General features: G+C 72.2%; 14 protein-coding genes. All 14 read left to right on the forward strand.

Going from position 1 to position 12,809, the window contains the following annotated elements; translation table 11 throughout:
* The first annotated feature begins 12 nt into the window (after positions 1–12).
* The 14 genes from ACIRD3_RS16960 (at position 13) to ACIRD3_RS17025 (ending at position 12,806) form a co-directional block, all read left to right on the forward strand.
* Positions 13–975: a phosphatidylinositol mannoside acyltransferase gene (locus ACIRD3_RS16960; RefSeq protein WP_402216695.1), complete on the forward strand. Its 963-nt coding sequence runs from the start codon at positions 13–15 to the stop codon at positions 973–975.
* A 105-nt stretch (positions 976–1,080) separates the two neighbouring features.
* Complete coding sequence (locus ACIRD3_RS16965) at positions 1,081–2,265, forward strand: glycosyltransferase family 4 protein (RefSeq protein WP_402216698.1); 1,185 nt, start codon at positions 1,081–1,083, stop codon at positions 2,263–2,265.
* Between the two features lie 172 nt (positions 2,266–2,437).
* Positions 2,438–2,806 carry a 5-carboxymethyl-2-hydroxymuconate Delta-isomerase gene (locus ACIRD3_RS16970; protein ID WP_402216700.1) on the forward strand — a complete coding sequence of 123 codons (369 nt, stop codon included), beginning with the start codon at positions 2,438–2,440 and terminating at the stop codon, positions 2,804–2,806.
* Positions 2,807–2,894: 88 nt separating this feature from the next.
* Positions 2,895–3,395: a hypothetical protein gene (locus tag ACIRD3_RS16975; protein WP_270151358.1), complete on the forward strand. Its 501-nt coding sequence runs from the start codon at positions 2,895–2,897 to the stop codon at positions 3,393–3,395.
* A gap of 128 nt (positions 3,396–3,523) precedes the next feature.
* Complete coding sequence (gene pdxS / locus ACIRD3_RS16980) at positions 3,524–4,435, forward strand: pyridoxal 5'-phosphate synthase lyase subunit PdxS (RefSeq protein WP_396249516.1); 912 nt, start codon at positions 3,524–3,526, stop codon at positions 4,433–4,435.
* Between the two features lie 102 nt (positions 4,436–4,537).
* A complete protein-coding gene (gene pdxT / locus ACIRD3_RS16985) occupies positions 4,538–5,161 on the forward strand; it encodes a pyridoxal 5'-phosphate synthase glutaminase subunit PdxT (protein WP_402216703.1) in 624 nt (207 codons plus the stop codon).
* Positions 5,162–5,239: 78 nt separating this feature from the next.
* The gene (locus ACIRD3_RS16990) at positions 5,240–5,998 is read left to right on the forward strand and encodes a YebC/PmpR family DNA-binding transcriptional regulator (protein ID WP_402216705.1); all 759 of its coding nucleotides are present in this window, start codon (positions 5,240–5,242) and stop codon (positions 5,996–5,998) included.
* Positions 5,999–6,132: 134 nt separating this feature from the next.
* Positions 6,133–6,705: a crossover junction endodeoxyribonuclease RuvC gene (gene ruvC, locus ACIRD3_RS16995; protein ID WP_402216708.1), complete on the forward strand. Its 573-nt coding sequence runs from the start codon at positions 6,133–6,135 to the stop codon at positions 6,703–6,705.
* Positions 6,702–7,313 carry a Holliday junction branch migration protein RuvA gene (gene ruvA / locus ACIRD3_RS17000; RefSeq protein ID WP_402216711.1) on the forward strand — a complete coding sequence of 204 codons (612 nt, stop codon included), beginning with the start codon at positions 6,702–6,704 and terminating at the stop codon, positions 7,311–7,313. Before ruvC ends, ruvA begins: the two co-directional genes overlap by 4 nt.
* A 55-nt stretch (positions 7,314–7,368) precedes the next feature.
* A complete protein-coding gene (gene ruvB, locus ACIRD3_RS17005) occupies positions 7,369–8,454 on the forward strand; it encodes a Holliday junction branch migration DNA helicase RuvB (RefSeq protein WP_402216714.1) in 1,086 nt (361 codons plus the stop codon).
* A 262-nt stretch (positions 8,455–8,716) separates the two neighbouring features.
* A complete protein-coding gene (gene yajC / locus ACIRD3_RS17010; protein WP_402216717.1) occupies positions 8,717–9,124 on the forward strand; it encodes a preprotein translocase subunit YajC in 408 nt (135 codons plus the stop codon).
* Between the two features lie 148 nt (positions 9,125–9,272).
* Positions 9,273–11,135, forward strand: a complete 1,863-nt coding sequence (secD, locus tag ACIRD3_RS17015; RefSeq protein WP_402216720.1) for a protein translocase subunit SecD — start codon at positions 9,273–9,275, stop codon at positions 11,133–11,135.
* Positions 11,136–11,139: 4 nt separating this feature from the next.
* Positions 11,140–12,228: a protein translocase subunit SecF gene (gene secF, locus ACIRD3_RS17020; RefSeq protein WP_402216722.1), complete on the forward strand. Its 1,089-nt coding sequence runs from the start codon at positions 11,140–11,142 to the stop codon at positions 12,226–12,228.
* 26 nt (positions 12,229–12,254) lie between these two features.
* Positions 12,255–12,806 (forward strand): adenine phosphoribosyltransferase, encoded by a 552-nt coding sequence (locus ACIRD3_RS17025; RefSeq protein WP_402216725.1) that lies wholly within the window; start codon positions 12,255–12,257, stop codon positions 12,804–12,806.
* Positions 12,807–12,809 lie beyond the last annotated feature (3 nt).

The raw sequence follows: 12,809 nt of genomic DNA on the forward strand, positions 1-12,809 counted from the left end.
GGGCGTCCTGCGGTGACGGACCGACTGGTGTACTGGGCGTACGCGCTGGGGTGGGGGCTGCTGAAGCACCTGCCGGAGTCGTGGGCACGGGGTCTGTTCGACCGGCTGGCGGACTACGCGTGGCGCAAGCGCGGCAAGCGGGTGCTGCAGCTGGAGGCGAACCTCCGCCGGGTCCGTCCGGGGCTGGACGAGGCGGCGATGCGTTCGCTGTCGCGGGCGGGGATGCGCTCGTACCTGCGGTACTGGATGGAGTCGTTCCGGCTGCCGGTGTGGAGCCGGGAGCGGGTGGCCCGCGATGTGCGGGTGGACGGCTTCGAGCACCTGCGGGCGCCGATGGAGGCCGGTCGGGGCGCGGTGATAGCGCTGCCGCACATGGGCAACTGGGACCTCGCGGGCACCTGGGTCGCGCAGCAGGGCTACCCGTTCACCACGGTCGCGGAGCGGTTGAAGCCGGAGCGGCTGTTCGACCGCTTCGTGGCGTTCCGGGAGGGCCAGGGCATGGAGGTCCTGGCGCTGACCGGCGGTTCGGTGAACGTGATCGGCACGCTGGCGCGGCGGCTGCGCGAGGGCCGGCTGGTGTGCCTGGTGGGGGACCGGGACCTGTCGGAGGCGGGGATCGAGGTGTCGTTCTTCGGTGAGGCGACCCGGATGCCGGCCGGTCCGGCGGCGCTGTGCCAGCGGACCGGGGCGGCGCTGCTGCCGGTGACGCTCTGGTACGAGGGCCCGGTGATGCGGGCGCGGATCCACCCCGAGGTGGTGGCGCCCGAGGAGGGCGACCGCAAGGAGCGCACGCGGGCGATGACCCAGGCGATGGCGGACGTGTGGGAGCGGGAGATCCGCGAGCACCCGCAGGACTGGCACATGCTGCAGAAGTTCTGGCTCTCCGACCTGCCGGTCCGTGGGACGGTGGAGGAGCCCGCCGCGGTGCCCGCGGAGGCGGCGCAGGAGCCCGCGGCCGAGGCCTCCGGGTCCTGAGCCCGGCCGGTACGGCCGTCCGCCGAGCACGACCGACCGAGCACGACCGACCGACCCGTACGACCGCCCGACCCGTACGACTGTCCGAAGGAGCTTGAGGAACCCGTGAAGATCGGCATCGTCTGCCCGTACGACTGGGACGTCCCCGGCGGGGTGCAGTTCCACATCCGGGACCTGGCCGAGCACCTGATCGGCCTGGGGCACGAGGTGTCGGTGCTGGCGCCGGCCGAGGACGACGAGGCGCTGCCGCCGTACGTGGTCTCGGCCGGCCGGGCGGTGGCGGTGCCGTACAACGGGTCGGTGGCCCGGCTGAGCTTCGGCATCCTGTCCGCGGCGCGGGTGCGGCGGTGGCTGCACGACGGGCGCTTCGACATCCTGCACGTGCACGAGCCGGCCTCGCCGAGCCTGTCGATGCTGGCGGCCTGGTCGGCGACCGGGCCGATGGTGGGGACCTTCCACACCTCCAACCCGCGCTCGCGGGCGATGATCGCGGCCTCGCCGATCCTGCAGCCGGGCCTGGAGAAGATGCGGGCCCGGATCGCGGTGTCGGAGTACGCCCGGCGCACGCTGGTGGAGCACCTCGGCGGGGACGCGGTGGTGATCCCGAACGGCGTGGACGTGGGCTTCTTCGCGGACGCCGAGCCGGACGAGCGGTGGCTCGGGCACGCGGCGAAGGGGGAGCCGGGCACGATCGGCTTCATCGGCCGGATCAACGAGCCGCGCAAGGGCCTGCCGACGCTGCTGGCGGCGCTGCCGAGGATCCTGGCCGAGCGGCCCGGGGTGCGGCTGCTGGTGGCGGGCAAGGGCGACGAGGAGGAGGCCGTCGCGGGCCTGGCGCCGGAGGTGCGCCGACAGGTCGAGTTCCTCGGCATGGTGAGCGACGAGGAGAAGGCCCGGCTGCTGCGCAGCGTGGACCTGTACGTGGCGCCGAACACCGGGGGCGAGAGCTTCGGGATCATCCTGGTCGAGGCGATGTCGGCGGGCGCCCCGGTGCTGGCCAGCGACCTGGACGCGTTCAAGCAGGTGCTGGACGGCGGGGACGCCGGCGAGCTGTTCCCGGTGGAGGACGCGGACGCGCTGGCCCGTACCGCGCTGCGGCTGCTGGGCGATCCGGCCCGGCTGGAGGAGCTGCGGAAGGCGGCCTCGCGGCACGTGCGGCGGTTCGACTGGTCGACCGTGGGCGCGGACATCCTGGCGGTCTACGAGACGGTGACGGCGGGGGCCGCCGCGGTGGTCGAGGAGGACGAGCGCAGCGGGCGGCGCGGCCGGTTCGGGCTGGCCCGGGATTAGGCACGGCGGGCCGGCCCGGGATTGGGCGCGGCGGGCCGGCCCGGGATTGGGCGCGGCGGGCCGGCCCGGGACGGATCGGCGGGTGCGGTGGCTGCGGTGGGGTCGACGCGGGCCCCGGTGTAGGTGGGGTTAGGGTCGGGCGACCGTACCGCTTGACCGCATGGGGGAACCGATGCCGCAGATCTCCGTCGACTACTCGGCCGGCCTGGCCGGCACCTTCGACCGCCGGGCGCTGGGCCTGGCGATCAACCGGCTGGCGGAGGAGACCATCGACGCCAAGCCGGAGTCCTGCAAGACGGTGTTCCGGCAGAGCGAGGAGCTGGTGGTCGGCACCGGCGGCGAGGCCGGGGACGTCCAGGTGTTCGTGGAGTTCCAGATCTTCCCGGGGCGCTCGCCGGAGGCGAAGGCGGCGCTGAGCGAGGGCGTGCTGAAGCTGGTGGCGGAGCACGTGCGGCCGCTGCCCGGTGCCCGGCTGTTCAGCGCGGTGGACGTCGCCGACATCGACCGGGACTGCTACCGGCACGCGGTCGCGGGGGGCTGACACCCGTCGGGCCGGCCGGTGACACCCGGTAACGTAGCGGCCCGTGACTACCTGGATCTGGGCCGGCGTGGCCGTGGTGCTCTTCGGCATGTACCTGAGTTGGACGGCCGGCCGCTTGGACCGGCTGCACGCCCGGATCGACGCCGCGCGGGCGGCGCTGGACGCGCAGCTGGTCCGCCGCGCTTCGGTGGCGATGGAGCTCGCGACGTCCTCGCTGCTGGACCCGGCGGCCTCGCTGCTGCTGCTGGACGCGGCGCACGCGGCCCGGCAGGCCGAGGACGAGCACCGCGAGGTCGCGGAGAGCCAGCTGAGCCTGGCGCTGCGGGCCGTGTTCGAGGAGCCGGAGCAGGTGGCGGTGCTGGTGGCCGAGCCGGGCGGCGAGGAGGCGGTTCGTGATCTGACGGCCGCGGTGCGCCGGGTGCCGATGGCCCGCCGGTTCCACAACGACGCGGTGCGGGCCGCACGCGCGGTCCGGGAGCACCGGCTGGTGCGGTACTTCCGGCTGGCCGGGAAGGCGCCGTTCCCGATGGCGTTCGAGATGGACGACGCTCCGCCGCCCGCCCTGACGCCCGAGGGCGCTCCTGCTTAGGGTGTCCACGGATACGGCCCGTTTGTCGTATCCCGTCGTCCTGGCTGGACTCGGTGGCACATGGATGGGCCACTTGTTCCGCCTACCATAGGGCGATAGCACTGGTTCATCTTCGAGTGAGGTCTCACGTGTCCACCACCCCCACCACCGCAGACCAGCCGCAGATCGGCACCGCCCGGGTCAAGCGCGGCATGGCCGAGCAGCTCAAGGGCGGTGTGATCATGGACGTGGTCAACGCCGAGCAGGCCAAGATCGCCGAGGACGCCGGCGCGGTGGCCGTCATGGCGCTGGAGCGGGTTCCGGCCGACATCCGCAAGGACGGCGGCGTGGCCCGCATGTCCGACCCGAACATGATCGAGGAGATCATCGGTGCGGTCTCCATCCCGGTGATGGCCAAGTCCCGCATCGGGCACTTCGTCGAGGCCCAGGTCCTGCAGTCGCTGGGTGTCGACTACATCGACGAGTCCGAGGTGCTGACCCCGGCCGACGAGGTCAACCACTCGGACAAGTGGGCCTTCACCACCCCCTTCGTCTGCGGTGCCACCAACCTGGGCGAGGCCCTGCGCCGCATCGCCGAGGGCGCGGCCATGATCCGCTCGAAGGGTGAGGCCGGCACCGGCAACGTCGTCGAGGCCGTCCGCCACCTGCGCCAGATCAAGAACGAGATCGGCCACCTGCGCGCCCTGGACCACAACGAGCTGTACGCCGCCGCCAAGGAGCTGCGCGCCCCGTACGAGCTGGTCAAGGAGGTCGCCGAGCTCGGCAAGCTGCCGGTGGTGCTGTTCTCCGCCGGTGGCGTGGCCACCCCGGCCGACGCCGCGCTGATGCGCCAGCTGGGCGCCGAGGGCGTCTTCGTCGGCTCCGGCATCTTCAAGTCGGGCGACCCGGCCAAGCGCGCCGCCGCCATCGTGAAGGCCACCACCTTCTTCGACGACCCGAAGATCATCGCGGACGCCTCCCGCAACCTCGGCGAGGCCATGGTCGGCATCAACTGCGACACCCTGCCGGAGACCGAGCGCTACGCCAACCGCGGCTGGTAATCGCCCCCGCAGGTTCCGAGGGCCCGGGCCCGCCGCAGCGTTCGGCGCTGCGGCGGGCCGCGCCACGTACTCAGTAGCAACGATCGATTGAGGTTGAAGACCGTGAGCACTCCAGTCATCGGCGTCCTCGCCCTGCAGGGCGACGTCCGCGAGCACCTGGTGGCGCTGGCCGAGGCCGACGCGCTCGCCCGTCCGGTGCGCCGTGCGGAGGAGCTGGCCGAGGTCGACGCGCTGGTGATCCCCGGCGGGGAGTCCACCACCATGTCCAAGCTGGCGCTGCTGTTCGGCGTGATGGACCCGGTGCGCGAGCGGGTCGCCGCCGGCATGCCGGTGTACGGCACCTGCGCGGGCATGATCATGCTGGCGGACAAGATCCTGGACGGCCGTGAGGACCAGGAGACGGTCGGCGGCATCGACATGACGGTGCGCCGCAACGCCTTCGGCCGCCAGAACGAGTCCTTCGAGTCCGGGATCGCCTTCAAGGGCATGGACGACGCGCCGGTGCACGGCGTCTTCATCCGCGCCCCCTGGGTCGAGTCGGTGGGCGCGGGCGTCGAGGTGCTGGCCGAGCTGCCGGCCGCGGACGGTCCGGACAGCCGGATCGTGGCCGTGCGCCAGGGCAACCTGCTGGCCACCTCCTTCCACCCCGAGCTGACCGGCGACCACCGGGTGCACGCGTACTTCGTGAAGATGGTCGAGGAGCATCTCGCGGCGGCCGCGAAGTAACGGCGGTCCTACCACCGGTGGCGACACCGGTAAGATCTCTTCTGTTCATTTCCCTTTGGCGACGTAAAGGAGCTGGCGATGTCCGGCCACTCTAAGTGGGCTACCACCAAGCACAAGAAGGCCGTGATCGACGCCAAGCGCGGCAAGCTCTTCGCCAAGATGATCAAGAACATCGAGGTGGCGGCGCGCACCGGCGGTCCCGACCCGGCGGGCAACCCGACCCTCTACGACGCCATCCAGAAGGCGAAGAAGAGCTCGGTCCCGATCGACAACATCAACCGCGCCGTCAAGCGCGGTGGCGGTCTGGAGGCCGGCGGCGCCGACTACCAGACCATCATGTACGAGGGCTACGGCCCGAACGGCGTCGCGGTCCTGATCGAGTGCCTCACCGACAACCGCAACCGCGCGGCCTCCGACGTCCGCGTCGCGATGACCCGCAACGGCGGCTCGATGGCCGACCCGGGCTCGGTGTCGTACCTGTTCACCCGCAAGGGTGTCGTCGTCGTCCCCAAGGCCGACGGCGTGGACGAGGACAAGCTCCTCGACATCGTGCTCGACCACGGCGCCGAGGAGGTCACCGACCTGGGCGAGGCCTTCGAGATCACCTCCGAGGCCGGTGACATGGTGGCCGTCCGCACCGCCCTGGTGGACGCCGGCGTCGACTACGACTCGGCCGAGGCCAACTTCGTGCCCAGCATGCAGGTCGAGCTGGACGTCGACGGCGCCCGCAAGATCCTCAAGCTGATCGACGCGCTGGAGGACAGCGACGACGTGCAGAACGTCTTCGCCAACTTCGACATCTCCGACGAGGTCGGTGCGCAGCTCGACGCCGAGTAACGGCACGAGTGACCGTTCCCACTGCCCGGCCCGGTGGTCCCAGGACCGCCGGGCCGGTGTCGTCGGTCGCGTTGTCGGACCCGGACGATAGCCTTCGCAGGTCGCGAGCGGTGGTGGAACGGAAGGCGGGGCCGGTGGTACGCGTACTGGGTGTCGACCCGGGACTGACCAGGTGCGGGGTCGGCGTGGTCGAGGGCGCGCCGGGCCGGCCCCTGCGGATGGCCGGGGTCGGCGTGGTGCGCACCCCCGCGGACGCCGAGATCGGGCAGCGGCTGCTCCAGGTGGAGCAGGGCATCGAGGCCTGGCTGGACGAGCACCGGCCCGACCTGGTCGCCGTCGAGCGGGTCTTCGCCCAGCACAACGTCCGCACCGTGATGGGCACCGCGCAGGCGAGTGCGGTCGCGATGCTCTGCGCGACGCGCCGCGGCATCCCCGTCACCCTGCACACCCCGAGCGAGGTCAAGGCGGCCGTCACGGGCTCCGGCCGGGCCGACAAGGCGCAGGTCACGGCCATGGTGCAGCGGCTGCTGCGGCTGGACGCCCCGCCCAAGCCCGCAGACGCCGCCGACGCGCTGGCGCTCGCCATCTGCCACATCTGGCGCGGCGGTGCGGCCAACCGGCTGGAGGCCGCCGTCCTGGCCGCCCGCGCCACCTCCCGCTCCACCCCCCTGAGAGCCAGCTCCACGTCGAAAGGCAGTATCCGGTGATCGCCTTCGTGCAAGGGCCCGTGGCGGCCATCTCCTCCGGGACGGCGGTGGTCGAGGTCGGCGGGGTCGGCATGGCCGTGCAGTGCACCCCGAACACCCTGGCCGGCCTGAGGCTGGGCGAGCCGGCCCGGCTGGCGACCTCGCTGGTGGTCCGGGAGGACTCGCTGACGCTCTTCGGCTTCGCGGACGACGACGAGCGGGCCGTCTTCGAGATCCTGCAGGCCGCGCCGGGCGTCGGCCCCAAGCTGGCGCAGGCGATCCTCGGGGTGCACAGCCCCGACGCGCTGCGCGCCGCGATCGCGAGCGGTGACGAGAAGGCGCTGGTCGCCGTGCCGGGCATCGGCAAGGCGAAGGCGGCCAAGCTGCTGCTGGAGTACAAGGACAAGCTGGGCGCCCCGCACGGCGCGGTGCCCGCGCAGAAGCCGATCGCGGCGGGCCCGGCACCGTGGAGCGAGCAGCTGCACTCCGCGCTGACCGGCCTCGGCTACGCCCCGCGCGAGGCTGACGAGGCGGTCGCGGCCGTCACCCCGGAGGCGGAGGCCCAGCAGACGCCGGACGTCGGCGCCCTGCTCCGGCTCGCGCTGCGCGGCCTGAACCGGGCCCGCTGACGCCGTCTGACGATCTGTCCGTTTGTCGACCCTGGAGACTCGGGAGCCCGCAACGATGTACGACCCGGAATCCGCCGACCGGCTGGTCACGGCCGCCGCCGACGGCGAGGACCAGGCGGTGGAGGCGGCGCTGCGCCCCAAGCTGCTGGACGAGTTCATCGGTCAGGAGCGGGTGCGCGAGCAGCTGTCCCTGGTGCTCCAGGCCGCCCGCAAGCGCGGCAGCGCGCCCGACCACGTGCTGCTGAGCGGGCCGCCCGGGCTGGGCAAGACCACGCTGTCGATGATCATCGCCGCTGAGCTGGGCGCCCCGATCCGGATCACCTCCGGCCCGGCCATCCAGCACGCGGGGGACCTCGCGGCGATCCTCTCCTCGCTCACCGAGGGGGAGGTGCTCTTCCTCGACGAGATCCACCGGATGTCCCGGCCCGCCGAGGAGATGCTCTACATGGCGATGGAGGACTTCCGGGTCGACGTGATCGTCGGCAAGGGCCCGGGCGCCACCGCCATCCCGCTGGAGCTGCCGCCCTTCACCCTCGTCGGTGCCACCACCCGGGCCGGTCTGCTGCCGCCCCCGCTGCGCGACCGCTTCGGTTTCACCGGCCACATGGAGTTCTACGCGCCGGCCGAGCTGCAGCGGGTGGTGCACCGCTCGGCCACGCTGCTGGACGTGGAGATAGACCCGGCCGGCGCCGCCGAGATCGCCGGGCGCTCGCGCGGCACCCCGCGCATCGCCAACCGGCTGCTGCGCCGGGTCCGCGACTACGCGCAGGTCCGGCACGACGGGCAGGTCACCGCGGAGATCGCCGCCCAGGCGCTGGACGTCTACGAGGTGGACGCCCGCGGCCTGGACCGGCTGGACCGCGCGGTGCTGGACGCGCTGCTCAGGCTGTTCGGCGGCGGACCGGTCGGCTTGTCGACCCTCGCGGTCGCGGTGGGGGAGGAGTCCGAGACGGTCGAGGAGGTCGCCGAGCCCTTCCTGGTCCGCGAGGGGCTGCTCGCCCGGACCCCGCGCGGGCGGATCGCCACCGCCGCGGCCTGGCAGCACCTCGGCCTGACCCCACCGGTCCAGACCCCGCCGGTCCAGACCACCCGCGGGGGCGTCCCGCCGCAGCCGGAGCTCTTCCCCGCCGACGGAAGTTGACCGTCATCGGCTGAACGGGTGAGCCGCGCGGGGTGACGGTCCCGGCCGGGGCCACCGGCGCGCGGTACGGGGGAGCCGCGAGCGGGGCCCGGGGAAACTGTGCAGGCGGAGGGTCGCCACTTTCGGCGGCAGGATGCGATGCTTGGCGTTGTCCGATCGATTCGGGGTTGCATAGACTCCGCCGGACCGCCCCTCTCACCCGACGGGCCGACCCATACCACACAGGCCGCCGGCCGGCGGCCCGTAAAGGACCCTGGCTGCAGTGAACCTCATCATCCTTCTCCTCCCGATCATCGCGATCGTGCTCATGTTCCGGTCGCAGAAGAAGCGCCAGCAGCAGATGCAGAGCATGCAGACCTCGCTGGAGCCCGGGGCGGGCGTGCGCACCATCGGCGGTCTGTACGCCCAGGTGAAGGCGGTCAACGAGGAGACCGTCGAGCTGGAGATCGCGCCCGGCGTGGTCACCCACTTCACCAAGAGCGCGATCGCGGCCGTCCTGGACCCCCAGGAGTACGACGCGATCATCAACGGTCGCCCCGCCGACGACGAGCTCCCCGAGCCGGAGGCCGAGGACGCCGACGCCGAGCCGGTCGAGGACAAGCCGCTGTCGCTCACCAAGGACAGCGCCGAGAAGGGCGACGTCGAGGGCGGGGCTCCCGCGAGCAAGTAGTACGGCCGGGCAACCCGCCCGGTCGCGCGGCACAGTGCCGCGAGCCCACAGGACCTCAGGGCCGCAGAACCACTCAGACCCCTGTCCAGCCACGAGCCGGACGGGGGTCCGGTCGGGGATGTGGCATGGACAGGGAGAAACGAGCAAGGTGGCAACACCCAAGTCGCGCCCGCGCGACGGCTACCCAGGGCGGGCGCTGGCCCTCATCCTGGTCGTCACCGTCGGACTGGTCGCCCTCATGTTCGGGACGGGCAACACCAAGCCCCGGCTCGGGATCGACCTCGCCGGTGGCACCAGCATCACGCTGACCGCGAAGTCGACCGACCCCAAGGCGATCAACAAGTCCAACATGGACATCGCCACCGGGATCATCGAGCGCCGCGTCAACGGTATGGGTGTCTCCGAGGCGGAGGTCCAGACCCAGGGCGACAGCACGATCATCGTGAACATCCCCAAGGGCGGCGACCGGCAGAACGCGGCGGACCAGGTCGGTACCACCGCGAAGCTGTTCTTCCGCCCGGTCCTGGCCGTCGCCCCGAGCGGCGTCACCGCCCCGGCTCCCAGCGGCACGCCGTCCGCCGGTGCCACCGGCACCCCGGCCGCGACCCCGTCCGCCGGTGCCGCCGGTACCCCGGGCGCGACCCCGTCGGCCGGTGCCACCCACGCGGCCACCGCCCCCGCCGCGACCGGTACGCCGTCCGCGACCGCGAGCGCCACCAAGCAGGGCCGCACCGTCGGTGAGGCGCTGGCCGCCGAGGGCGCCACCCCGTCCGCCGCCGCCACCGGCGCGGCCCCCTCCGCCACCGGCAGTGCGGCTCCGGCCGCCACCGGCACCCCGAGCGCCCCGGCCACCCCGCCGTCCGCCGCGGACCTGAGCGCCGCGATGACCCAGGGCACCGTGCCGCCGGAGCTGTCCGCCGCCTTCGCCGCCCTCGACTGCTCCAAGCCCGAGGTGCGCGCCGCCCAGACCGGCCCCGAGGACAAGGCCGTCGTCGCCTGCTCCCAGAAGGCCGAGAACGGCTACTACGAGAAGCTGGCCCTCGGCCCCGCGGCCGTGAAGGGCGCGGACGTCTCCAAGGCGCAGGCCACCATCGACACCCAGACCGGTGCCGGCTGGCAGGTGCAGCTGCAGTTCAACGGCACCGGCACCGACGCCTTCGCCAAGGTCACCGGCCAGCTGGCCACCCAGACCCCGCCGACCAACCAGTTCGCCATCGTGCTGGACAACCAGGTCGTCTCGCACCCGCAGGTCAACGGCCCGATCCCGGGTGGCAGCGCGGTCATCACCGGCCGCTTCACCCAGGCCGAGGCGCAGGACCTGTCCAACGTGCTGAGCTTCGGCGCCCTGCCGCTGGAGTTCACCAAGAGCGACATCACCACGGTGTCCCCGGCGCTGGGCAGTGACCAGCTCAAGGCCGGTCTGATCGCCGGCGCGATCGGCATGCTGCTGGTCGTCGTGTACTCGCTGGTCTACTACCGCGGCCTCGGCCTGGTCTCGATCGCCGGTCTGCTCGTCTCGGCGGCCCTGACCTACTCGATCATGAGCCTGCTCGGCGGCGGGATCGGCTTCGCGCTGAACCTGCCCGCGGTCTGCGGTGCGATCGTCGCGATCGGCATCACCGCAGACTCCTTCATCGTGTACTTCGAGCGCATCCGCGACGAGGTCCGCGAGGGCGCCCCGCTGCGCCCGGCGGTCCAGCGGGCCTGGCCGCGCGCCCGGCGCACCATCCTGGTCTCGGACTTCGTGTCCTTCCTCTGTGCCGCCGTGCTCTACGTGGTCTCGGTCGGCAAGGTCCAGGGCTTCGCGTTCACGCTGGGTCTGACCACCGCGCTCGACGTCGTGGTGATCTTCCTCTTCACCAAGCCGCTGATCACGCTGCTGGCCCGCCGCAAGTTCTTCCTCGACGGTCACCCGTGGTCCGGTCTGGACCCGAAGCGGCTGGGCGCCCGCCCGCCGCTGCGCAGCAGCCGTCGCCGTAGCTCCTCCTCTGCCGCCGTGAAGGAGGCCTGACACCGTGTCACGCTTCTCCAACCTGGGCCACCGGCTCTACCAGGGTGAAGTCAGCTTCGACTTCGTCGGTCGCCGCAAGCTCTGGTACTCCATCTCCGGCGTGATCGTGCTGGTCGCGGCGATCGGCCTGGCCATGGGCCTGCACCTGGGCATCGAGTTCAAGGGCGGCTCGGTCTACACCGTGGCCAAGCCCGGCCTGACCGTCTCGCAGGCGCAGGAGAAGGCCGACCAGGTCGTCTCCTCGCACCCGCTGGTGCAGTCGACCGACAACGGCAAGATCCGCATCCAGGTCAGCACCGAGGAGCCCAAGAGCTCCGACGAGGTGCGCTCGCAGCTCGCCGAGAAGATCGGCGTTCCGCTGGACACCGTCGAGGCCCAGGTGATCGGCCCCAGCTGGGGCAAGCAGATCTCCAACAAGGCCATCACGGGTCTGATCATCTTCATGATCCTGGTGACGGCGTACCTGGCGATCGCCTTCGAGTGGCGGATGGCGGTGGCCGCCCTGGTCGCCCTCATCCACGACCTCCTGATCACCATCGGGGTCTACGCCCTGGTGGGCTTCGAGGTCACCCCCGGTACGGTGATCGGCTTCCTGACGATCCTCGGGTACTCGCTGTACGACACGGTCGTCGTCTTCGACACCGTGAAGGAGAACACCAAGGGGCTCACCAAGCAGAACAAGCTCACCTACAGCGAGGCGGCCAACGCCGGCCTCAACCAGACCCTGGTGCGCTCGCTCAACACCACCGTGGTGGCGCTGCTGCCGGTCGCCGCGCTGCTGTTCATCGGTGGCGGCATCCTGGGCGCCGGCACGCTGAACGACATCTCGCTCGCGCTGTTCATCGGTCTCGCGGCCGGTGCCTACTCCTCGATCTGCGTCGCCACCCCGTTGCTGGCGCAGCTCAAGGAGGAGCAGCCGGACATGAAGGCGCTGCGTAAGCGCGTCCTGCAGCACCGGGCCGCGGCCGCCAAGGCCGAGGACGCGGTGCCCGGGGACGAGGGCGTGGACGAGGGCCAGCCTGCGGGTATGGTCGGTCAGCGTGGCCGCTCGGCCGGCACCCGTGCCAAGGGCCGTCCGTCCACCAAGCGCTGAGCCCCTACCCCTAAGGACCCCCCACCGTGACCACCGCCGACACCACCCTGGCCGAGCTGCTGAACAGCCGGATCCGGGACGTCCCGGACTACCCGAAGCCGGGCGTGCTGTTCAAGGACATCGCGCCGCTGCTCGCCGACGCCGAGGCCTTCGGCGCCCTCACCCGGGCGCTGGCGGACCGGGCGAAGGCGCTCGGGGCGACCAAGGTGGTGGGCCTGGAGGCGCGCGGCTTCGTGCTGGCGGCTCCGGCGGCCTTCGCGGCCGGGCTCGGCTTCGTGCCGATCCGCAAGCAGGGCAAGCTGCCCGGCGAGGTGTTCCGGCGCTCGTACGAGCTGGAGTACGGCTCGGCGACGCTGGAGGTGCAGTGCGACGCCTTCGCGCCCGGTGAGCGGGTGCTGGTGGTGGACGACGTGCTGGCCACCGGCGGGACCATCGGTGCCTCGCTGGACCTGGTGAAGGAGGCCGGCGCCGAGCTGGCGGGCGTCGTGGTGCTGATGGAGCTGGGCTTCCTGGACGGCCGCGAGCGGCTGGCCGGGCACCTGGGCGGCGCTCCGCTGGAGACGCTGGTCACGGTCTGAGGA

Source organism: Kitasatospora sp. NPDC093550 (assembly GCF_044764985.1).
In the GTDB taxonomy this organism is placed as follows: domain Bacteria; phylum Actinomycetota; class Actinomycetes; order Streptomycetales; family Streptomycetaceae; genus Kitasatospora.